This window comes from Psychroserpens jangbogonensis (assembly GCF_000797465.1).
Taxonomy (GTDB): domain Bacteria; phylum Bacteroidota; class Bacteroidia; order Flavobacteriales; family Flavobacteriaceae; genus Psychroserpens; species Psychroserpens jangbogonensis.
This window is the reverse complement of sequence record NZ_JSWG01000015.1, coordinates 242478-265893: the sequence shown is the minus strand read 5'-3', so window position 1 is coordinate 265893 and position 23416 is coordinate 242478. Positions and strand designations below refer to the sequence as shown.

The window sequence follows — 23416 nt, the reverse complement described above, 5'->3', positions numbered from 1 at the left end:
CAAACAATACCCTAGATTACTTTGCTATATTTGGTTTTTAGCCAACTAATAAATTATGCGAAGACAATTACATTTTATTGTATTATTACTTTTTACTTCATCACTAACTTTAGCTCAACAACCAAAAAAACCATCTTCTTCGGAGATTTTTGAATCTATAAAAAAATTAAATTTTTTGGGTTCTGTTTTATATGTTGCTGCACATCCTGATGATGAAAACACACGATTAATTTCCTATATGTCTAATGAGGTTAAAGCAAGAACGGCTTACCTTTCATTAACAAGAGGAGATGGAGGTCAAAACTTAGTTGGTCCTGAAATCAGAGAACTATTAGGTGTTATTAGAACTCAAGAATTATTAGCTGCGAGACGCACTGATGGTGGAGAACAACTATTCACAAGAGCTAACGACTTTGGCTATTCAAAACATCCGGACGAAACACTTGCTATTTGGAATAAAGAGGAAGTTCTAAGCGATGTTGTTTTAGCCATTCGGAAGTTTAAACCAGATGTAATCATCAATCGATTTAATCATAGAAATCCTGGTACCACTCATGGTCACCATACAAGTTCGGCTATGTTAAGTATTGAAGCCTTTGATTTAGTTGGTGATAAAAACTCATATCCTAATCAATTAGCTTCAGTTGATATTTGGCAACCACAACGACTATTTTTCAACACTTCATGGTGGTTCTACGGAAGTAGAGAAAATTTTGAAAAAGCAGATAAATCCAATTTATTAGAAGTTGACACAGGTGTATTTTTCCCAAGCAGTGGATTAAGCAACCCTGAAATAGCAGCATTAAGTAGAAGTCAGCACAAATCACAAGGATTCGGTAGTACAGGAAGTCGTGGTAGTCAAATCGAATATATTGAATTAATAAAAGGTGATTTACCCACTAATAAAGACAATCTTTTTGAAGGTATTGACACTTCTTGGAATAGAATTGATGGCGGAAAAGCTATTGGAGATATTTTGTATGCCGTTCAAGAAAATTATAATTTTAATGATCCATCTGCTTCAATACCAGAATTAGTTAGAGCATACAAAGCTATTCAGAACATAAAAGACACACATTGGAAGACCATTAAAAATGATGAGATTAAAAATATAATAGCTGCATGTGCTGGATTATATCTTGAAGCGTCAGCAAGTACAAATCATACAGCTGCTGGTTCAACCGTAGATTTGAATCTGGAAATCATTAACAGAAGTAGCTCAAATATCACTTTGAATAGTATTATAAATCCTAACGGGATTCAAATTGATAAAAATTTAAAATTGGAAAATAATACAGATTACGATTTTAAAGAAACACTTAATATTAAGAACAATCAAGAAGTTTCAACACCATACTGGCTTACAAAAAAAGGAAGTTTAGGCATGTATGCCGTTAATGACAAAAGCTTGATTGGAAAACCTGAAACGCCTAGAGCTTTAAATTTAACTTTCAATCTAAATATTGAAAACATAAACATTTCGTACACAAAACCTATAGTTTATAAAACAAATGATCCTGTTAAAGGAGAGGTTTACAAACCTTTTGAAATCGTACCTGAAGCTTCAGCAAAGATTTCTGAACGCGTCATCATTTTAGATTCTGATGCACAACGTGAAATTGAAGTCATTGTAAAAGCTGGACGAGATAACCTTGAAGGATATGTGCAATTAGCACATCCAAAAGACTGGAGTGTTTTTCCTGAAAAACAAAAAATATCCATTACTAATAGAGGTCAAGAACAACGTTTAACGTTTACCGTTATTCCTCCAAAAGAACAAAGCGAAGGTCTTTTATCACCTATGGTTCATATTGGAAATCAAATTTATACTCGAGAATTGATTGAGATCGATTATGATCATATTCCATTTCAAACAGTGTTATTGCCAAGTGAGAGTAAAATTGTAAGATTAGACATTCAAAAGCGTGGTGAAAATATTGGATATATTGAAGGTGCTGGTGATGTAGTCCCAGAGAGCTTAAGACAAATAGGATATAACGTAACAATTATAAAACCTGAAGATATTTCTGCGGATAACCTAAATCGTTTTGATGCTATAGTAGTTGGTATTAGAGCCTATAATACAGTTGAAGATTTAAAATTCAAACAACAAATACTATTTGATTATGTTGCTCAAGGCGGAAATATGATTGTTCAATACAATACCAATCGTAGACTAAAAGTTGATGCTATTGCACCATATGATTTAAAATTATCTAGAGATAGAGTGACTGATGAATATGCCGATGTTACTTTACTTGCTGAAAATCACGAAATCTTAAACTACCCAAATAAAATCACTTCTAAAGACTTTGATGGATGGACTCAAGAACGTGGATTATATTTTCCAAATGAATGGGCAAATGAGTTTACTCCTATCCTATCAATGAATGACGAGGGAGAATCACCAAAATCAGGAAGCTTATTGGTAGCCAAACATGGTAAAGGGTATTATGTATATACTGGTCTTAGCTTCTTTAGAGAATTTCCGGCAGGAGTTTCTGGAGCTTACAGGCTTTTTGCTAATATGCTGTCTTTAGGAAAAAACAACATCAATTAAACTAAATAAATCACTAATAATGGAAAAGCTTAAATGGAACCGCATGTACACTCTTGTACTTGTTGCTAACATCATATACGTTATTGCATTTTACTTCATAACTAAAGCCTTTTAAAATGCAAACATTAGATTGGATTGTACTTGTTAGTACATTGTTACTTATTGTCGTTTATGGAACCTATCAGTCTCGAGGTAGTAAAAATGTAAAAGACTACTTAAAAGGTGGTAATACATCAAAGTGGTGGACGATTGGTTTATCTGTTATGGCAACTCAAGCAAGTGCTATAACATTTCTTTCAACTCCAGGTCAGGCGTTTAATGACGGAATGGGATTTGTTCAATTCTATTTTGGTCTACCTATAGCGATGATCGTTATTTGTATGGTATTTATTCCATTATACCATAGATTAAAGGTGTACACAGCCTATGAGTTTTTAGAGGGTAGGTTTGATAAAAAAACCAGGACTCTTACAGCAATATTATTTTTAATTCAGCGTGGATTAGCTGCAGGTATTACCATTTTTGCTCCTGCAATTATTCTTTCAGCTGTTTTAGGATGGAATTTACTTTTGCTCAATGTTATCATTGGAGTATTAGTTATCATATACACTGTTTCTGGCGGAACAAAAGCCGTAAATGTGACTCAAAAACATCAAATGATAGTGATTTTCACAGGTATGATTATTGCTTTTGTTTTAATCATCAGTAAACTTCCAACGGATATTACATTTTCAAAAGCACTTGATATTGCAGGCGCTAGTGGCAAAATGGAAATTTTAGATTTTTCATTTAATCTAAATAATCGCTATACTGTTTGGAGTGGTCTTATAGGTGGAACATTCTTAATGTTATCCTACTTCGGAACAGATCAAAGTCAGGTTCAACGTTATTTATCTGGAAAGTCTTTAAAAGAAATGCAATTGGGATTAGTATTCAATGGCCTTTTAAAAATTCCTATGCAATTCTTTATCTTACTGGTAGGTGTTATGGTATTTGTATTTTACCAGTTTAACCAAGCTCCTGCTAATTTTAATCCAACAGCAACCGAAGTTGTTTTAAATTCTGAATACGCTCAAGAATACAAATCAATACAAGATAAACAAGCCTTAATTTTTGAGGATAAGCAAACACTAATTAATGCGTTTGTAAATTCAAATGATCAAGATGTTTCTTCAGAAATTGCTGCCTTAAATAGTTTAAATGATAAACTTAGAGGAGATGCAAGAGCATTGATTGAAAAAGCTGGAGATGCACAAAACATAAAAGTTGAAAGCAACGATAAAGATTACGTATTTATTCACTTCATCTTAAATAACTTACCTCGAGGTCTAATAGGCTTGCTTTTGGCAGTAATCTTAAGCGCTGCAATGTCGAGTACATCTAGTGAGCTAAATGCATTAGCAAGTACAACCGCTATGGACTTGTATAAAAGGAATACTGGTGAAAAGTCAGACACCGAAATGGTAACAGCTTCTAGATGGTTTACTTTAGGCTGGGGAATTATAGCTATTGGAGTTGCATGTGTGGCAAATCTTGCCGAGAATTTAATTCAGTTGGTAAATATCATTGGTTCTATCTTCTACGGAAACGTTCTAGGTATATTTTTACTAGGTTTCTTCTTTAAATTTGTAAAAGGTAATGCCGTATTTACAGCAGCTTTAATTACACAAGTTCTTGTAATTGGACTATTCTTACTTAATGAATACGAATTTATCAACCTGCCTTTCTTATGGTTGAACTTTGTTGGTTGTGTGATTGTTATTAGCATCGCATGCTTGATTCAAGGTATGACTAGAAACAAAATATATTCAGAAGCATAAAAATATAAAGTATAAAAAAAGACCTTTTGAAAATTCAAAAGGTCTTTTTTTATGATTAATAAATAGGAATTACATTGCTCCCCATTCTTTTAAAGACTCCATGTTCATCTTAACATAGTTCTCATTTTTTGCTTCTTTTGCTCCAGCCATAGATGCTTTAGCAGCAGCAATTGCTTTATCTTTATTTCCAGCTTTAGCGTGTATCAAAGCTTGTTGACGTAACCACCAGAAACGAGGTTGTTCTTTAGTCATATCTACAGCCATATCAATCCACTTTACAGCAGTATTGATGTCTTTATCCGCTTCTAAGTAATAACGAGCAGATGCATAATAATCATCAGCACTTGGTCCAGCCATTAGTTTATCAATAGAAGAGCTTACTGTATTATCTGTTGGCACAGTTATAGGAATACCAGCATAAGACTTTTCCCAAATAATACCAATCACTGCTCCATCGCTAGTAATGTCATTAATATCTATCACCAATGTTTCAACATTAAAAGGCATCTCAGCTACTTCTACTTTAGCTGTTGCTGCTACTTTACTATCGTCCCATTCTCTTGGTGTCCCCCAGTTTTCAGTATCACTGTAAAACATAACATCCCACTGTGTTGCTGAATTTAATTTCGTAAATATAGCATAAGAACCAGCTTTAACTTCCTGACCTGCTATTGCAACATCATCACTAAAAGTGATAACTGTATTCTTGTTAGCACCTGTTCTCCAAACTGTTCCCCAAGGCTCTAAACCTCCAAATATTGTTCTTCCTTTAACTCCTGGACGAGAATACTCAATAGTAACATCTGTTAAGCCAACTTTTTGTTCCACTTTTGAAAATGGACTTGGCTGTGGTGTTTCAATTTGAGCATTTACATTGAAAGCCATTGCAAATACTGCAAATACTAGTAATAATTTTTTCATTGTATTAGATTTAATTAGTTTTAATTTCACGTAAATTTACAAACTAGATAACCCTTTATTTGTTAATAAAACTATAAATTAAAATCATCTAAATATTCTAAGTAGCGATGAAAAAATATATAGCTGAACTATTAGGCACCTTCACGATGATATTCTGTGGATGTGGAGCCATGACCGTAAACGAGATTACAAGTGGCAGCGTTTCTCACGTTGGAGTTGCGCTAACTTGGGGATTAGTCGTCATGAGTATGATTTATGCCTTTGGCGAAACCTCTGGCGCACATTTTAATCCTGCGGTAACCTTTGGTTTTGCATATGCAAAAAAATTCCCCTGGAAAGAAGTACCAAAATACTTCCTAGCTCAAGCAATTGGTGCATTTTTAGCTTGTTTTGTATTATGGTTTTTATTTCCTGAGAGCGAAACTTTGGGAAGCACTTTTCCTGCAGAGGGCTTTGAACCTTATAAAGCGTTTGTCTTTGAAATATTACTCACCTTTTTTCTAATGGTCGTTATCATTAATGTATCTACAGGAAGTAAAGAACTTGGAACTATGGCAGGAATAGCTATTGGAAGTGTAATCTTACTCGAAGCTATGTTTGCTGGTCCAATGACAAAAGCATCAATGAATCCGATTAGATCTTTAGCACCAGCTATTGTATCTGGAAATCTTCAACATCTTTGGTTATATCTTACTGCTCCATTTATTGGTGCTTTCCTGGCAGTTATAAGCTGTAGTTTGATTAAAGATGATAATTGTTGCTAGAATTTAAAACAAATTGTGACAACTGATAATGTCTTGTTAAATTTTGTTTAACATATTTGAATAATTGTTAAACATTTGTATCTTTATACCATAATTATAAGACATGGCTAAAAAGAAAAATATAACGAGTAACGACATTATTACTTTTTACATGGATTATGTTCTTGAACATAATCACAATCCAAAAACCATCTATGCGTTTGCTAAAGCAAACAATTTTGAAGAGCAAAAATTTTATGAGTTTTTTGCTTCTTTTGAATCCATTGAGAAGCATGTTTTCAAAGCTTTCTTTGACAACACACATAATGCTTTAGAACAAAATGATGATTACCTCTCGTTTGATGCTCGTAACAAATTGCTAAGTTTCTACTTCACATTTTTTGAAAATTTAACGGCCAATAGAAGCTACGTATTATATGCCCTTGATAACCATAAAAACAGCTTGAAAGGTTTGAATTCACTTTCAGAATTAAAGCACTCATTCACCAATTATATAGATCATTTGGGTATTGAATTAATTGAAATCAAACAAGAACAAATTGATAGAATTCAGCGTCGTGGGCTCAAAGAATCTGCCTGGCTACAATTATTATTAACTATGAAATTCTGGATTGATGATTCATCTTCGAGTTTTGAAAAAACTGATATTTTCATTGAAAAATCTGTGAACACTAGTTTTGATGTATTAGACATCGCTCCTATTCGTAGTCTTATTGACTTAGGGAAATTTATTTTCAAAGAAAAAATCCACATGAATTAAATAGCTCCAAATGAAAACTATAGATAAAATACCAACTTCAAAAATACAACGTGCCTCCAAAATGGTTTCAACTGGTGCTAAAGTTGGCGTGAATTATCTTAAGTATTATGGAGATAAAATCACTAAGACAGAACAAGAAGCAAAAGAACGATTAAATGAAAATAATGCGTCAGACATCTATGATGGCTTAAAACAATTAAAAGGTAGTGCGCTTAAAGTCGCTCAAATGCTAAGTATGGAAAAAAGTATTATGCCTCAAGCCTATGTAGAAAAATTCTCATTAGCTCAATTTTCAGTACCACCTCTATCACCTCCTTTGGTGATTAAAACATTTAAAAAATATTTCGGGAAACTCCCAAATGAATTATATGATACTTTTAATGCAACGTCTGTAAACGCTGCCAGCATTGGACAAATCCACTTGGCAACTAAGTATGGGAAAAAACTTGCTGTGAAAATCCAATATCCAGGCGTTGCAGAAAGTATCGCATCAGATCTTGCTATGGTAAAGCCAATTGCCATGAGCATGTTTAATATTAAAGGAAAAGGCTCTGATAAATACTTCAAAGAAGTTGAAAACAAACTGGCTGAAGAAACCGATTATATTCTTGAAGTCAAACAAAGTAAAGAAATTGTAAAAGCTTGTAGTCACATTCCAAACTTAAAATTCCCAAGCTATTATGAAGAACTTTCTAATGAACGTATCATAACTATGGATTACATGGCTGGTGAGCACCTTTCAGAATTTGTAGCTCATAATACTAGTCAGGAAAAAGCCAATAAACTAGGCCAAGCACTTTGGGATTTTTATATGTTCCAAATACACAACCTTAAAAAAGTGCATGCAGATCCTCATCCAGGAAATTTCCTGATATCTGAGGAAGCAGAGCTCATAGCTTTAGATTTTGGTTGTATGAAAACAATTCCTGAAGAATTTCACAAACCTTATTTTGAACTAGCAGAAGAAGAGAATATCTCAAACAAAACATATTTTGAGAATAAGCTTTATGAACTCGAAATTTTACGTGAAGACGATTCTAAAGAAGAGATTGTGTTTTTCACAGAGATGTTTCATGAAATGCTAAGTCTCTTTACAGAACCGTTACATTCAGAAATTTTCGATTTTTCGGATGATGCATTCTTTGGGAAAATTGCTGCGTTAGGTGAGAAATATTCTAAAAATACTGAGCTGCGTAAAATGAATGGAAATAGAGGTTCTAAACACTTCATTTATATGAATAGAACCTTTTTCGGTTTATATAACCTAATGTTCGACTTGAAAGCAAAGGACATCAACATCAATAATTTTAGAACTTTATAATGGTTCATATTAACAATGATGATATTGACAACTTTGAACATTTATACAGAATAAACTTAATTAATAGTTGTTCTGGCTATAAATCTGCAAATTTATTAGGCAGTAAATCTTTAAGCGGAATTGAGAATGTAGCAGTTTTTAGCTCTGTAACACACATAGGTTCTAATCCTCCAATGTTAGGTTTTTTTTTACGACCAACAATTATGCTGAGGAATACATATGAAAATATAAAAGCTACAGGATTTTACACTATTAATCATATTCATGAAACCATTTTAGAAGATGCACATCATACATCAGCTAAATACAAATCTAGTATTTCAGAGTTTGATAAAACCAATTTAGTTTCCGAATACAAAAATGAATTTCTAGCGCCTTTTGTTAAAAACGTACCTTTACAATTAGCTATGGCATTTGTTGAAGAACAAGAAATCAAGGCAAACAATACCATTTTAATAATTGGGAAAATTGTTGGTTTACATGTAAACGATAATTTACTTGAAGACGATGGTTTTATTAATTTAGCAAAAGGAAAGATAGCCACCATTAATGGGTTAGATGGCTATTCTGTGCCAAAACAGAACAAACGTTTTGGCTATCAAAGACCTAAATAATTTAAACTATGAAAATTCTTATTACAGGGGCTACAGGCTACATTGGCAAACGGTTAATACCACTATTAGCCAACGATGCTCATCATGTTGTTTGTGCAGTTAGAGATAAACTTCGTGCTGATAAAAATTATGCTGAAGAGGATTTTATTGATGTAATTGAAGCAGATTTTCTAAAGCCTGAAACACTTCATAATATTCCAAAAGACATTGATATTGTCTATTATCTAATTCATTCCATGTCTAATTCTTCTAAAGACTTTGAATCATTAGAAGAACGTTGCGCTATTAACTTCAGAAATTACATTGAAACAACCAATACCAAACAAGTCATATATCTTAGCGGAATTACAAATGAAGACAATTTATCAAAGCACCTACAATCTAGAAAACATGTTGAAGATTGTTTAAAATCTGATGTTTATAACCTAACTATTTTTAAAGCTGGAATTATTGTAGGCTCTGGAAGCTCGTCATTTGAAATCATTAGAGATATCGTTGAAAAGCTACCATTTATGATTGCTCCAAAATGGCTAAATACAAGGACCCAGCCTTTATCTGTTCGTGATGTTTTGACATTTCTTCATAGAAGTGCTGGACGAGAAGATTTGTATAACCAATCATTTGATGTTTTTGGTTCTGAAGTTTTAACGTATAAGCAAATGTTACTTCAGTTTGCAGAGGTTAGAGGACTAAAACGTTACATTTTGACCGTTCCTGTAATGACACCAAAATTATCTTCATACTGGCTTTACTTTGTAACATCAACATCATATAAGCTCGCTACCGCTTTAGTAGATAGTATGGGAGTTCAAATTATAGGTAAACCAAGTAATATTAATGATTTACTCAAAGTGAATCCATTAACTTACAAGCAAGCTGTTGAATTGGCATTCGAAAAAATTGAACAAAATAGTATTGTGTCTAGCTGGAAAGATTCCATGATAAGCAGCGGAAGGCTTCGCAACAATCTTCATAAATATATCAATGTCCCAAAATTTGGATGCTTCAAAGATTATAAAGAACGTAAAGTCATAGACACGGATAAAACCATTAATAAAATATGGAGCATTGGCGGAAAAAATGGATGGTACTACGGTACATTCCTATGGAAAATTAGAGGCTATATAGATAAACTTGTTGGTGGTATTGGTTTACGTCGAGGACGAACAAGTCCTACCAATTTAGAAGTTGGAGATGCTTTGGATTTTTGGCGTGTCATTTATGCAGATAAAAAGCAACAAAAACTACTTCTATATGCTGAAATGCGTCTTCCTGGTGAAGCTTGGCTAGAGTTTAAAATAGAAGATGGATTACTTAAACAAACTGCGACTTTTAGACCACGTGGACTTTGGGGCAGATTATATTGGTACAGTGTTTTACCTTTTCATGGATTTATTTTTAAAGGAATGATAAACAAACTTGTAGATGTCTAATCACAAAAAACAAAACTTGCCAGAAAAGACCTGTCTAACTTGTGGTTTACCTTTTAGTTGGCGTAAAAAATGGAAAAATAATTGGGACAATGTAAAATATTGTAGTGAAAAATGCAGACGACACAAAAAGACATAGCGCTTGTATGGTTTAGGAACGACTTGAGAGTTCAAGATAATACCGTTTTGAACACTGCTATTAGTAATCATAAATCAGTAATTGCGTGTTATTGTTTTAACCCAAAGCATTTCGAAATATCAGACTTAGGATTCAAAAAAACTGAAAAATTTAGAACTCAATTCTTAATTGAAACCATTATAGATTTAAAAGCAAATCTCAAAGCTTTAAACATAGAATTATTTGTTTCGGTTAAATCTCTTGAAATCCTTATTAAAGAATTGGTTGAAACATTTAATATAAAGCCCATATACCTTCAAAGAGAATGGACAAGTGAAGAAGTACAAGATTTAAATGATCTAAAAGAATCACTACCTAACGAGGTGATTATAAACCAATCCTACGACCAACTTCTATATCATCCTGATGATATAAATATGTCCTTTTCAGAGATTCCACAAGTATTTACTAATTTCAGAAAAAAGGTTGAAAAAGATAGTACGATAAGGCATTTAATAGAAAGTGAATCCGTAGAAAAAATTGACAACATCATTAATACGACTTTAATTCCTTCACTTGAATATTTTGGTTTTGAGTCCTTTGAAACACACCCAAACTCGGCATTTCCTTTTAAAGGTGGTGAAACAATTGCTTTAGAACGATTAAACGATTATTTTTTTGAAACTAAAAAATTAAGGTTATATAAGAAAACTAGAAATGGATTAATAGGAACCGATTTTAGCTCTAAGTTTTCACCATGGCTAGCTAATGGAAGTATTTCGGCAAGAACAATTTATTGGCAAGTCAAACAATTTGAAAAAGAATACTACAAAAACGACTCTACTTATTGGCTCATATTCGAATTGATCTGGAGAGATTATTTCAAATACACCTCATTAAAACATCAAAACAAAATTTTCAAAGTTGGAGGAATTCTAGACAAAGTCTACGAATGGAAAACTGATGAACACCAAATCCGAAAATGGATTAATGGAGAAACGAAATCTTCATTTGTAAATGCCAATATGATTGAACTCAAAAAAACAGGCTGGATGAGCAATAGAGGTAGACAAAATGTGGCTTCATTTCTTGCCAAAGACATGCTATTAGATTGGCGAATTGGTGCTGCTTATTTTGAAACAATGCTCATTGATTATGATGTGCATAGCAACTATGGAAACTGGATGTATGTTGCTGGCGTTGGTAATGACCCAAGAGATAGAAAATTTAATACTAACCTCCAAGCCGAACGTTATGATACTAATGGCAAGTTTCAAAAACTCTGGATACAAGACACTCTTTTTTAGATGAAAACACTCAAACTTGTTTTAGGTGATCAGCTCAATATAAAACACTCTTGGTTTAAAGAGGTAAATGATGACACTTTGTTTTGTTTATTTGAAATGCGTCAAGAAACAGACTATGTGAAGCATCATATTCAGAAAGTGATTGGTTTTTTCGCTGCTATGCGTCAATTTGCTCAAGATTTAGAGGCTCAAGGCCATCAGTTAACATATATAAAAATTAATGATACAAACAACACACAGTCTTTAACAAGTAATCTTTCAGAATTAATAAAAGAACACAAAGTTGAACACTTTGAATTCATGTATCCTGATGAATATCGCTTAGATGACCAATTGAATTCATTTTGCGATTCGATAGACATTTCTTCAAAGGTTGTTTCTGCAGAACATTTTTATACAAATCGTAATGATTTATCGACCTTCTTTAAAGGGAAAAAGCAATATCTCATGGAAAACTTCTATAGAGATATGCGCAAGAAACACGATATTTTAATGATTGCAGGACAACCGGAAGGTGGCAAATGGAATTACGATAAAAGCAATAGAAACAAATGGAAAGGTGATGTTGAAATACCTGATTTCAAAGCATTCAAAAATGATATTTCTAAGGTTAGAAAAGATCTTGAAAAAGTAAATATTGAAACTATAGGACGGTTTGAAACCAAAACCTTTTCTTATCCAATAACAAGAGCTCAAGCCATTGAGCAACTAAAATATTTCTGTGAAGAATTATTAATACATTTTGGAACTTACCAAGATGCTATGCATACGAAAGAGAACTATCTCTTCCATTCAAGATTATCATTTGCGATGAACTTGAAATTAATTTCACCAAAGGATATTGTAACGTCAGTTATCAATTATTACAGAAAACATGGCGACGATATTAATATATCTCAGGTCGAAGGATTTATTAGGCAAATTATTGGTTGGCGAGAATATATGAGAGGCATGTATTGGGCATTTATGCCAGAATACAAAGCAAAGAATGAATTGGATAATCACAATAAGCTTCCCAAATTCTTTTGGACTGGTAATACGAAAATGAATTGTCTCAAACATGCCATCACTAATTCATTAGATAATGGATATGCTCATCATATTCAGCGATTAATGATTACTGGAAATTATGCGTTATTAACTCAAACACATCCAGACGAAGTTGACGAATGGTATTTGGGCGTTTATGTAGATGCGATTGAATGGGTTCAAATTACAAACACAAGAGGAATGAGTCAGTTTGCAGATGGCGGAAAGATTGCAACCAAACCTTATGTATCTTCAGGATCATACATTAACAAAATGAGTAATTACTGTGGTGATTGTCACTATAACAAGAGTAAAAAAATTGGAGATGATGCTTGTCCGTTTAATAGTCTGTATTGGAATTTTTTAGATGAAAAACGAGAACAACTAGGAAACAATTTCAGAATGGGAATGATGTACAGTCTACTAGATAAAATGAATAAACAAGATCTTCAAAATATAAAAGAAAAAGCACAACATATAATAGAACATCAAGATGAGTACTAACGCTCCAAAAATAAATGTCGTTTGGTTGAAACGTGATCTTCGATTAGAAGATAATGAGGCGATATTTAAAGCTATAGCTTCGGGAGAACGCACACTCCTACTTTATGCATTTGAAAAAATGCTCATAGAAGATAAGCATTATAGTGAGCGTCATTGGAATTTCATTAAAGAATCCATTATCGATTTAAATCAGCGTCTTGAGCCATACAATTCAAAGGTATTTACTGTTGAAGCGGATATTATTTCAGCAATAAACCAATTAATGGAGTTATATACGATTAGAGATATTTATTCTCATCAAGAAACTGGAATTCTTGTGACTTATAATAGAGATAAATCATTTAAACGGTTCTGTAAAAACAATTTGATTTCTTGGCATGAAACCATAAATAATGGTGTGCAACGTGGTTTAAAAGATCGTGAAAAATGGACTAAAATGTGTAATGCCTATTTTGAAACCGAACCATTATCTTTCTCTCCATCAGAAAATCAATTACTAAACATTCAAGAAATAGATGTATTAGAAGAACTATTAACTATTCCATCACTAGAAACTCCTAAAGACACCTTATTTCAAAAAGGCGGACGTACAATGGGAACAAAGTATTTAGACTCCTTTCTTAACAAACGTTATGTTAACTACATGACTCACATCTCGAAACCAGAGTTAGCAAGAACAGGATGCAGCAGAATATCACCATATATAGCTTGGGGAAACTTATCAATTAGAGAAGTCTACCGAAAAGCCTTTTTTCTCAAAAAAACTGCTCATAACAAAAAAGCATTAGAAGCGTTTATGTCTCGATTACGATGGCAGGCTCATTTTATTCAAAAGTTTGAAATGGAACATACCATGCAACAAGAGAGTGTGAATAAAGGGTTTCAAAAGTTGAAGAAAGAAATTTCAAAACACTATCAGATTGTTTGGGAAACAGGACAAACTGGCTATCCTTTAATTGATGCTTGCATGCGCTGCTTAAACGAAACAGGGTATTTGAATTTCAGAATGCGTGCTTTAGTTGTATCCTTTTTTACACACAATTTATGGCAACCATGGCAAGCTGCATCACAACATTTATCACAGATGTTTTTAGATTTTGAGCCAGGCATACATTTCCCACAATTACAAATGCAAGCTGGTGAAACAGGAACAAACATGTTAAGGATTTATAATCCTATAAAAAATAGCTTAGAACATGATCCGGATGCCTTATTTATAAAAAAATGGGTCCCAGAATTAAGAGATCTTGATATTCCTTTTGCACATGAACCATACTTAATGACAGAGATGGAGCAACAGTTTTATGGCTTTCATTTGGGAAAGGATTATCCATATCCAATAGTAGATATGAACGAAACCCGTAAAAGGGCTACAGATATATTATGGAATCTTCGCAAAAACAAAAAAGTAAAAGAGGAAAGTCTTAGAATTCTTAAAAAACACACATTAAGAGGAGCGAAATTTACAAATTAACACCCTGAAAAACAAACACTTAAATGTGTTATTAGTAAAACCTATAGCGTTATGTTAAATTTTTGTTTAAACATATGTAGAAAAGTATAAACATTTTGTAAATTTGAGTATTAAAGGTTTCAACAGATTGATTTTAGATTCTACACATCCAAATAAAGAACACAAACAAATGATCAATGATTTGATAGGCAAGTCTTATTCTTTCATTGAATCTATTAAAATGGGTGGTGTTGGTTCAAAACGCATGATTATTGAAGAAACTAGTCCGAATATGAAACAATATCTTAATCTAATTTCAGATATTAATTATTCAAATATTGAAATGCGATCCGATGGCATTCTTGTTTACATCAATAAAGGACTGAAAAATTTCATTTGGGTAATTCCTTATTACCAATTGGTAATTTATAAAACGAATGGAACAAGCATACATGCTCAAGGAAAATTTATTCATTTTAAAAACAATATGCCGTTTAAAGAGAATAAACCCTTTTTAAATAAGTTATTAGATGCGAAAGTAAAGTACGACGAACGATTTAATTTTCAGTTTTAGTATGGAATTGGATACAATTGCGACAGATAGAATTATAGAAATGGCTTGGGAAGACAGAACCACATTTGAAGCAATAGAATTTCAATTTGGTTTAAAAGAACAAGAAGTAATTGAATTCATGCGAAAAGAGATGAAACCAAAAAGTTTCAGAATGTGGCGCAAACGAGTTCAAGGACGTAAAACAAAACATGAAAAATTACGAACATTTTCAGAGGGTAGATTTAAATGTTCCAGACAAAAACAAATAACCCAAAACTCGATATCAAAACGATAACGTGCTTTGACTAAGGAGATGAGTTCCTTAGGACAGCACACTAAAAAGACTTTAAATGAGTACAAACACTTTAAATCTCAAAAGAAATGGCCATAAATTAAATGGCTTTTCAACTTCCGAAATTGGCGATGACCATCTATACACTGGTCTAGAAACACCCATGAAAGCAGATGCTTTTAAATTAAATGATGACGAAAAGAAACAGCGTATAGCTATTTTATTTGAAGAAATCATGGACGTTATGGGATTAGATCTCACAGATGATTCACTTCAAGGCACACCAAAACGGGTTGCCAAAATGTACATCGACGAGATATTTTCTGGTTTAAATCCAGCTAACAAACCTAAAGTAGCGTTGTTTGATAACAAGTATCAATACAATCAAATGTTGGTAGAAAAAAATATCACCTTCTACTCCAACTGTGAACATCATTTTGTACCAATTATTGGTAAAGCTCATGTAGCATACATTTCATCTGGAAAAGTAATTGGATTATCAAAGCTAAATAGAATTGTACAATATTATGCTAAACGTCCACAGGTACAAGAACGTTTAACAAATCAGATTGCGGAAGAATTGAAATCCATTTTAGAAACTGATGATGTAGCCGTTATTATTGATGCTAAACATTTATGTGTGTCTTCAAGAGGAATTAAAGATGATACATCAACAACTGTTACATCGTATTATGGTGGACAGTTTAATAAATCAGAAAAAATATCAGAATTACAGAACTATATAAATAATTAAGATGATGGAAGTAATTAATAGAGCCTTAGAATTTGAGCAGAGAAAAATGAAGTCGCTGTCAACAAGCGATCGTGTTAAAATTTCTCGTGAAGCAAAACAATTAATATTAGATTTAAATCAAATCTATAAAGAACATAAAGATCAAAAAGTTATGGATATTATGAAGCGTTTAACCCTTATCAAAAGAAAAGTTGAAAAGCGATTAAAAGGCACTCCATTAACTGCATAAACTTAACCTAGAAATGTACAATGAGCGTATCAGAAAACGGTTTGGCCTAGTTATGTTGCGCTCTTTTAAAATAATAAATTGAAATGAAAACATTCATAGTTATTGGTGGTAGTCGAGGTATTGGAAACGCTATAGTTTCCACTTTACTTGAAAATCATAAGGTCATAAATATTAGTAGATCAAAGCCCGAACTCGCACATCACAACCTACTTCATTACGATTGTGACATCCTTAAAGATGAATTGCCAGATATAGAATTTGCTGATGGATTAGTTTATTGCCCAGGAAGTATAAACCTTAAACCAATAACTCGTTTAAGTTTGGATGAGTTTAGAGCTGATTACGAAATCAATGTCATTGGAGCAGTAAAAGCAATTCAGAAGTATTTGAATGTTATTAAAAATGGTGACAATCCATCTGTTGTATTATTTAGTACAGTAGCAGCCAAATTAGGAATGCCATTTCATGCTAGTGTTGCAGCGGCAAAATCTGGTGTTGAAGGTTTAGTAAAATCGTTAGGAGCTGAATTAGCAACCACTTTGAGAATCAATGCCATTGCTCCTACTGTTACTAACACAGACCTAGCGTCAAAATTATTACGTAATGATAAAATGATTGCAAACATTACAGAGCGTCATCCAATGAAGAAATTCTTGCAGCCTCAAGATGTCGCAGGAATGGCAGAATTTTTATTATCTGAAAAATCTAGTTCAATATCAGGGCAAATTTTTGAAATGGATTGCGGAATTGTAACTTTCAAGATATAATATGAATCCATTTAAAATTTTTATGGTCACATTATTCTCAAAACCAACAAATAAAATGAACAAAACTTCCATTTACGACATCAAAATTAATGGCCTTAATGGGAAACCATTGCACCTTTCAGATTTTAAATACAAATACATACTTTTTGTTAATGTGGCTTCAAAATGTGGATTTACACCGCAATATAAAGGTTTACAAGAACTAAGTGACACCTATAAGGACAAATTAGTTATCATAGGTGTTCCTTGCAATCAGTTTGGAAAACAAGAACCAGGTAGTGCTGAAGACATTGAATCATTTTGTGAGATTAATTATGGCGTTACTTTCCCTATCTCTGAAAAAATAGATGTAAAAGGCAGTAACCAACATCCTTTGTATACTTGGTTAACCCAAAAGCAATTAAACGGAAAATCTAATTCAAAAGTAAAATGGAATTTTCAGAAATATTTAGTTGACCCTCAAGGCGAATTTATTGATTATTATTATTCAATCACTTCACCAACGAGTTCAAAAATCACAAAACACTTAAAATAAATAGCATATGTTCGGATTATTCAAAAAAACGTCTGAAGTTGATAAGCTTCAAAAAAAATATGAAAAGCTAATGAAAGAATGGCACACTTTATCAACTACAGATAGAACTGAAAGTGATAAGAAATATGCTGAAGCTGATAAAATTCAAAGGCAAATAGAACAATTACAAAACCAAGAACAATGAAGTTTTTAAAACCATTTATTGTATTCTTAATCATTAATTTCGGTGCACTAGGCATTGGCACTTGGCTAATGGCTGAAGGTCCTCAAGGCGACTGGTATTCTCAGTTAGAAAAAGCACCTTGGACACCTGATGGCTGGGTTTTTGGAACTGCATGGACAACAATTATGATTTGCTTTTCGGCATATATGGCATTTCTGTATTTAGTGCGATTCACTAATAAAGTCAGAACACTATTTGTCATACAGTTCATTCTAAATGTAAGTTGGAACCTTCTGTTTTTTAATCAGAAATTAATTGATTTCGCTCTTATAGATATCGTTTTACTAACGATTATCGTTACTGCATTTCTATTTACGTATGCTAAAGACTTAAAAGGAAAATCTATTTTAATACTGCCTTATGTCATTTGGTTATGCATTGCCACATCACTCAATTTATACATTTCACTTTATAATTAAGAATCCATTAAGGTGTATCTCTTAAAATAATCAATAACAGCGCACAGCATGTGACCGCTGAGAATAATAAATAGAACCACATGAAAATCTACAGATTCCATAAAAAGCAAAACTTGCCTATATCTCTGGATACAGCTTGGGACTTTTTATCAAACCCAAGAAACCTTAAAACAATTACTCCAGAATATATGGGATTCAATATTCTATCTGGAGCAGACAGACCTATGTTTGCAGGACAAATCATCCAGTATATTGTAACTCCTATTTTGGGTATAAAAACCAAATGGGTTACTGAAATAACACATAGTGTAGACAAAAAATACTTTGTTGATGAACAACGCTTTGGACCATATTCCTTATGGCATCATAAGCATTTTATTAAAGAAATTGATAATGGCGTTGAGATGGAAGATATTATTGATTACAAAGTGCCCTTTGGAATTTTAGGCCAACTCGTTCACCCTATTTTAGTAAAACCTAAATTGGAAGAAATTTTCAATTATCGCACCAATAAATTGGAAGAATTATACGGAACCTACAGCAATTAAATCTATAGTATTTTTATGAAACAACCACTAAATATTTTTTGGTTTAGACGCGATTTACGCTTAGATGATAATGTTGGGTTTTATAAAGCGCTATCCAGTGATTATCCTGTATTACCTATCTTCATTTTTGATACTGAAATACTAGATAAACTTCCTGAAGATGATGCAAGAGTTACTTTTATTCATGGCACTTTGCAGACCATGAGCACAACGCTTCAAAAAGAATATCAAAGTAATCTTGCTATGTTCCATAGCAAACCAATAGAAATCTTCAAGCAATTAATTGAAACGTATGATATCAAATCCGTTTTTACCAATCACGATTACGAACCTTATGCAAAGAAGAGAGACTCTGAATTAAGTGACTTTTTATCAAAGCACGAGATTGAATTCAAAACCTTCAAAGATCAAGTGATTTTTGAAAAAGATGAGGTCGTAAAAAAAGATGGTAAACCTTATATGGTGTATACACCATATATGAGAGTTTGGAAAGCACAATTTAAATCTCAAGAATTAGACATTTATGATACTGAATCACTCTTTAGTAATCTTATCAAAAACTCAGAATTGCCAAACTTGAGCCTTACAGATTTAGGATTTAAAACATCAATTCAAAAAATTGCTCAGTATGTAGTAACACCTTCGCTTATTCAAGCCTATGAAGAGACTAGAAACTTTCCTGCAAAAGACTCTACATCACGACTAGGACCTCATCTTCGATTTGGGACAGTTAGTATTCGGAAAATGGTACAAAAAGCAATTGCAGAAGACAATGAGATTTTTTGGCAAGAATTAATTTGGAGAGAGTTTTTCATGCAAATATTATGGCACTTTCCACATACTGCAAAAGATTCATTCAAATCAAAATATGATAGAATAGAATGGCGTAATAACGAAGATGAATTTTATAAATGGTGTGAAGGTAAAACTGGTTACCCTTTAGTTGATGCAGGCATGCGTGAGCTTAATGAAACCGGATTTATGCATAATCGCGTTCGTATGCTTGTAGGTAGTTTTTTATGCAAACACCTACTAATTGATTGGCGTTGGGGAGAAGCATACTTTGCCGAAAAGCTACATGACTATGATATGTCAAGCAATATTGGAAACTGGCAATGGGTTGCTGGTTCAGGTGTTGATGCCACTCCATATTTTAGAATTTTTAATCCGACATCACAGATACAGAAGTTTGATAAAAACCATGACTATATAAAAAAATGGGTTCCAGATTATCAAGAACTCACATATCCTCAGCCAATGGTTGATCATAAGATTGCTAGAGAACGTTGCTTAAAAATGTACAAAGACGCCTTAAACTAATACAAGATTAATAGTCTTTTAATCCTTTCAGTTTCAGTTTTAATTAATTTTAGTAACCATCTAAAACTCAATTAAAACGGACACAAAGGAAGTTGCTAAAAAATTTGGACAAGCATAAAAATTACAATAAAAAAAAGCCTCGATGATTCGAGGCTTTTTTTTATATGTGTATAAGGTATTAATTACCTTTTACTCTCGTAATTTTAGCTCCTATCGCACGTAAACGTTCATCTATATTTTCATAACCACGATCAATTTGTTCGATGTTGTGAATCGTTGATGTTCCTTTTGCCGATAATGCTGCAATAAGTAAGGATACTCCTGCTCTAATATCTGGAGAGGTCATTGTTGTTGCTTTCAAAGTCGATTTAAAGTCATGTCCGATAACTGTAGCTCTATGCGGATCACAAAGAATAATCTTTGCTCCCATATCAATTAACTTATCTACAAAGAATAAACGACTTTCAAACATCTTTTGATGTACGATAGCACTTCCTCTTGCTTGGGTTAATACAGTAAGGATAATACTTAACAAATCTGGAGTAAATCCTGGCCATGGTGCATCTGAAACAGTTAAGATTGAACCGTCAATATAACTTTGTACCTCGTAACCATTAATATGTGCTGGAATATGAATATCATCACCTTGACGTTCGATATTAATTCCTATTTTTCTAAATACGGTTGGTATCTGGCCTAAATCGTCCCAACTTACGTTAGTGATTGTCAGTTCACTTTTAGTCATTGCTGCTAAACCAATCCAACTTCCAATTTCGATCATATCAGGAAGCATTCTATGTTCTGTTCCTCCTAACTCTTCAACACCTTCAATAATTAACATATTAGAACCTACACCACTAATCTTTGCTCCCATTCTATTGAGCATTTTACAAAGCTGTTGTAAATATGGTTCACAAGCTGCATTATAGATTGTCGTTGTTCCTTCAGCAAAAACAGCTGCCATAACAATATTAGCTGTACCAGTAACCGACGCTTCGTCAAGAAGCATATAAGTTCCTTTTAATTTTTTTGCTTCGACACCATAAAACAAATCTTCTTTATTGTATCTAAATTTTGCTCCTAGATTTATGAAGCCTTCAAAGTGAGTATCTAAACGACGACGACCAATCTTGTCTCCTCCTGGCTTCGGAATGTATCCTTTACCAAAACGTCCTAATAAAGGACCAACAATCATAATCGACCCTCTTAATCCTTTTCCGTCTTCTTTAAATTCTTCAGATTCTAGGTATTTTAAGTTTACCTCATCGGCTTTAAAAGAATAAGACCCTTTGCCGAGATGTTTAACTTTTACACCTAATTTTTTTAATAAAGCAATCAATTTATTGACATCAATAATATCTGGAATATTATCAATCTTAACTTCTTCTGCAGTTAAGAGTACTGCACATAAAATTTGTAAAGCTTCGTTTTTCGCACCTTGAGGTTGAATTTTACCTCTTAGCTGGTGACCGCCTTCAATAATGAATGTTGACATGAACTACCTATTAGTAACGTTTTCTACTTCGGTTAGAATTACTCTTCTTGTGATGTGATTTCTTAGGGTTAGAATTACTGGTTGAGTATTTCTTTTTATTTTTTAACAAGCTCGTAGCATCTGCAAGTTCTTCTTCACTTTCTTTTAAATCAATTTTACCATCTGACAACTCAAATAAATGATTAAAAATCACATAATCTTCTACTGTGTCTTTGTTCCAATTAAGGAAACATTTTTTCATATGGTTAGCAATAGTGAATAATAAAGCTTCTTTTAATTCGCCTTCTTCCCAAGTATTTGCTACATCAATCATCGTTTTAATATTGTTTCCGTAGAAACGATATTTAGGAAAATTTTGCGGGTATTTTAAAGGTTCTGGCTTTTCATTCAACTCCTCTTGAGAAGTCGTTGGATATGGAGAATCCACATCTAATTCAAAATTTGCAATAATAAAAAGCTGATCCCAAAGCTTATGTTGAAAATCAGGCACATCACGTAAATGTGGTTGCATATTACCCATCACATTAATAATGGATTTTGCTACCTTATTTCTTTCCTCTTTTGTTGGTAATTCTTTAGCGTAATTAACCATTTTTTGAAGATGTCTTCCGTATTCTGGAATAATCAAATGCTCACGCTCTGTGTTATACTCTATATCGTCTATTAACATGTAATTTTTGTGTAGTATTTATAAATGCTGCATGAAGTTCTTCTGCATGGATGCAAAATACAAAAAAATAGTTATTTATCTGAAATTTATAAGGAAATAACACCCTCTACTTTTTCTGCAACTTCCTTATATTTTGTTATCACAGCATCAGGATCTTTCATATCTACATTTATAGAAACACTTGTATATGTTCCTTTACCAGATTCCTTTGTCGTTATAACTGCGCCAAGGTTATTGAATAAATCTTCAATTTGATTTATTTTACTTTGATCTGTTGGAACAATAAATTTGTACAAATATTCTGAAGGCCAACTCGTTGTTTCAAATAGCTGACTTCTTAAATTGTTGTAAAATTCTTCTGTTTTTTTGTCTGTACTCATAACTTTTCTTCTTCGGAAGCAAATATACGTTTTACTTACATTTTGCTTTGCATAATTAATTGTTAATTTTACAACCAAAACCTTGCTAAATTGAATACACGCAAAATAGTCATTACTGGTGGACCAGGAACAGGTAAATCTTCTATTATAAACGAACTCATAAAACGTGAGTATACTTGTTTTGAAGAAATCTCAAGACAAGTTACCCTTGATGCAAGAAAAGATGGTGTAGATCAACTTTTTTTAACGAAACCACTACTCTTTAGTGAATTACTCTTAGAGGCAAGAACAAAACAATTTATTGAAGCTGAATCTATTGATGAGAATCTTATCTTTTTAGATAGAGGTTTGCCAGATGTTGTAGCCTATATGGACTATGCAAAAAGTGACTATCCAAAGGTGTTTGACGAGATTTGTAACAAGCATGTGTATAATAAGATATTCGTATTAGCGCCTTGGCAGGAGATTTTTGTGAGTGATAGCGAACGTTATGAAAACTTTGATCAAGCTGTTCAAATTCATGATGCCTTATTAAGTACTTACGAACGTTTTGGTTATGAACTTATTGACGTGCCTTTTGATAGTATTGAAAAACGTGCAGATTTCATTATAGATGCTTTAAATTTGTAG

26 protein-coding genes are annotated in these 23416 nt (G+C 32.8%); 22 read left to right on the top strand and 4 right to left on the bottom strand.

Annotation, left to right across the window (positions count from 1 at the left end):
* Positions 1-55: 55 nt before the first annotated feature.
* Together RH81_RS14940 and RH81_RS14935 are read left to right on the top strand one after the other, a co-directional pair.
* Complete coding sequence (locus tag RH81_RS14940; RefSeq protein WP_033961762.1) at positions 56-2560, top strand: PIG-L family deacetylase; 2505 nt, start codon at positions 56-58, stop codon at positions 2558-2560.
* Positions 2561-2676: 116 nt separating this feature from the next.
* On the top strand, positions 2677-4380 hold the full coding sequence (locus RH81_RS14935; protein ID WP_033961759.1) for a sodium:solute symporter family protein: 1704 nt from the start codon (positions 2677-2679) through the stop codon (positions 4378-4380).
* Positions 4381-4449: 69 nt separating this feature from the next.
* On the opposite strand, the gene RH81_RS14930 is transcribed toward RH81_RS14935, so the two are convergent.
* On the bottom strand, positions 4450-5301 hold the full coding sequence (locus tag RH81_RS14930; RefSeq protein ID WP_033961757.1) for a DUF2911 domain-containing protein: 852 nt from the start codon (positions 5299-5301) through the stop codon (positions 4450-4452).
* A 107-nt stretch (positions 5302-5408) separates the two neighbouring features.
* On the opposite strand from RH81_RS14930, the gene RH81_RS14925 reads away from it, so the two are divergent.
* From RH81_RS14925 to RH81_RS14840, 19 genes are all read left to right on the top strand, one after another.
* A complete protein-coding gene (locus tag RH81_RS14925) occupies positions 5409-6065 on the top strand; it encodes an MIP/aquaporin family protein (protein WP_033961755.1) in 657 nt (218 codons plus the stop codon).
* A 103-nt stretch (positions 6066-6168) separates the two neighbouring features.
* A complete protein-coding gene (locus RH81_RS14920; RefSeq protein WP_033961753.1) occupies positions 6169-6825 on the top strand; it encodes a TetR family transcriptional regulator C-terminal domain-containing protein in 657 nt (218 codons plus the stop codon).
* 10 nt (positions 6826-6835) lie between these two features.
* Positions 6836-8146 (top strand): ABC1 kinase family protein, encoded by a 1311-nt coding sequence (locus RH81_RS14915; RefSeq protein WP_033961750.1) that lies wholly within the window; start codon positions 6836-6838, stop codon positions 8144-8146.
* On the top strand, positions 8146-8760 hold the full coding sequence (locus RH81_RS14910) for a flavin reductase family protein (RefSeq protein WP_033961747.1): 615 nt from the start codon (positions 8146-8148) through the stop codon (positions 8758-8760). Before RH81_RS14915 ends, RH81_RS14910 begins: the two co-directional genes overlap by 1 nt.
* A gap of 8 nt (positions 8761-8768) precedes the next feature.
* A complete protein-coding gene (locus tag RH81_RS14905) occupies positions 8769-10193 on the top strand; it encodes an SDR family oxidoreductase (protein WP_033961744.1) in 1425 nt (474 codons plus the stop codon).
* The gene (locus tag RH81_RS16805; protein ID WP_081988355.1) at positions 10186-10329 is read left to right on the top strand and encodes a DUF2256 domain-containing protein; all 144 of its coding nucleotides are present in this window, start codon (positions 10186-10188) and stop codon (positions 10327-10329) included. Before RH81_RS14905 ends, RH81_RS16805 begins: the two co-directional genes overlap by 8 nt.
* A complete protein-coding gene (locus tag RH81_RS14900; RefSeq protein ID WP_033961741.1) occupies positions 10305-11615 on the top strand; it encodes a DASH family cryptochrome in 1311 nt (436 codons plus the stop codon). The genes RH81_RS16805 and RH81_RS14900 overlap by 25 nt, the downstream gene beginning before the upstream one ends.
* Entirely contained in the window at positions 11616-13148 is a 1533-nt protein-coding gene (locus RH81_RS14895) for a cryptochrome/photolyase family protein (RefSeq protein ID WP_033961737.1), read from the top strand.
* Entirely contained in the window at positions 13138-14622 is a 1485-nt protein-coding gene (locus RH81_RS14890) for a cryptochrome/deoxyribodipyrimidine photo-lyase family protein (protein WP_033961734.1), read from the top strand. Before RH81_RS14895 ends, RH81_RS14890 begins: the two co-directional genes overlap by 11 nt.
* Before the next feature lie 103 nt (positions 14623-14725).
* Positions 14726-15175, top strand: coding sequence for a hypothetical protein (locus tag RH81_RS14885; protein ID WP_338152384.1), 450 nt, complete (start codon positions 14726-14728; stop codon positions 15173-15175).
* 1 nt (position 15176) lies between these two features.
* Positions 15177-15449 (top strand): TIGR03643 family protein, encoded by a 273-nt coding sequence (locus RH81_RS14880; RefSeq protein WP_033961729.1) that lies wholly within the window; start codon positions 15177-15179, stop codon positions 15447-15449.
* Positions 15450-15504: 55 nt separating this feature from the next.
* On the top strand, positions 15505-16200 hold the full coding sequence (gene folE / locus RH81_RS14875; protein ID WP_033961727.1) for a GTP cyclohydrolase I FolE: 696 nt from the start codon (positions 15505-15507) through the stop codon (positions 16198-16200).
* Positions 16201-16204: 4 nt separating this feature from the next.
* Positions 16205-16429 carry a hypothetical protein gene (locus RH81_RS14870; RefSeq protein WP_033962195.1) on the top strand — a complete coding sequence of 75 codons (225 nt, stop codon included), beginning with the start codon at positions 16205-16207 and terminating at the stop codon, positions 16427-16429.
* A gap of 83 nt (positions 16430-16512) precedes the next feature.
* Entirely contained in the window at positions 16513-17196 is a 684-nt protein-coding gene (locus RH81_RS14865; protein WP_033961725.1) for an SDR family NAD(P)-dependent oxidoreductase, read from the top strand.
* Positions 17197-17251: 55 nt separating this feature from the next.
* A complete protein-coding gene (locus tag RH81_RS14860) occupies positions 17252-17731 on the top strand; it encodes a glutathione peroxidase (RefSeq protein WP_241478992.1) in 480 nt (159 codons plus the stop codon).
* Between the two features lie 7 nt (positions 17732-17738).
* Positions 17739-17915 (top strand): Lacal_2735 family protein, encoded by a 177-nt coding sequence (locus RH81_RS16925; protein WP_033961721.1) that lies wholly within the window; start codon positions 17739-17741, stop codon positions 17913-17915.
* Complete coding sequence (locus RH81_RS14850; protein WP_033961719.1) at positions 17912-18373, top strand: TspO/MBR family protein; 462 nt, start codon at positions 17912-17914, stop codon at positions 18371-18373. Before RH81_RS16925 ends, RH81_RS14850 begins: the two co-directional genes overlap by 4 nt.
* An 80-nt stretch (positions 18374-18453) precedes the next feature.
* Positions 18454-18921: an SRPBCC family protein gene (locus RH81_RS14845; RefSeq protein ID WP_033961717.1), complete on the top strand. Its 468-nt coding sequence runs from the start codon at positions 18454-18456 to the stop codon at positions 18919-18921.
* Between the two features lie 15 nt (positions 18922-18936).
* Positions 18937-20241 (top strand): cryptochrome/photolyase family protein, encoded by a 1305-nt coding sequence (locus RH81_RS14840; protein WP_033961715.1) that lies wholly within the window; start codon positions 18937-18939, stop codon positions 20239-20241.
* Positions 20242-20419: 178 nt separating this feature from the next.
* On the opposite strand, the gene murA is transcribed toward RH81_RS14840, so the two are convergent.
* The 3 genes from murA to RH81_RS14825 form a co-directional block, all read right to left on the bottom strand.
* Complete coding sequence (gene murA, locus RH81_RS14835; protein ID WP_033961713.1) at positions 20420-21736, bottom strand: UDP-N-acetylglucosamine 1-carboxyvinyltransferase; 1317 nt, start codon at positions 21734-21736, stop codon at positions 20420-20422.
* Between the two features lie 10 nt (positions 21737-21746).
* Positions 21747-22406 carry a DUF4290 domain-containing protein gene (locus RH81_RS14830; RefSeq protein WP_033961712.1) on the bottom strand — a complete coding sequence of 220 codons (660 nt, stop codon included), beginning with the start codon at positions 22404-22406 and terminating at the stop codon, positions 21747-21749.
* 86 nt (positions 22407-22492) lie between these two features.
* Positions 22493-22786, bottom strand: a complete 294-nt coding sequence (locus RH81_RS14825; protein WP_033962193.1) for a YbeD family protein — start codon at positions 22784-22786, stop codon at positions 22493-22495.
* A gap of 90 nt (positions 22787-22876) precedes the next feature.
* Between RH81_RS14825 and RH81_RS14820 the strand changes: the two genes are divergently transcribed.
* Entirely contained in the window at positions 22877-23416 is a 540-nt protein-coding gene (locus RH81_RS14820; RefSeq protein ID WP_033961711.1) for an AAA family ATPase, read from the top strand.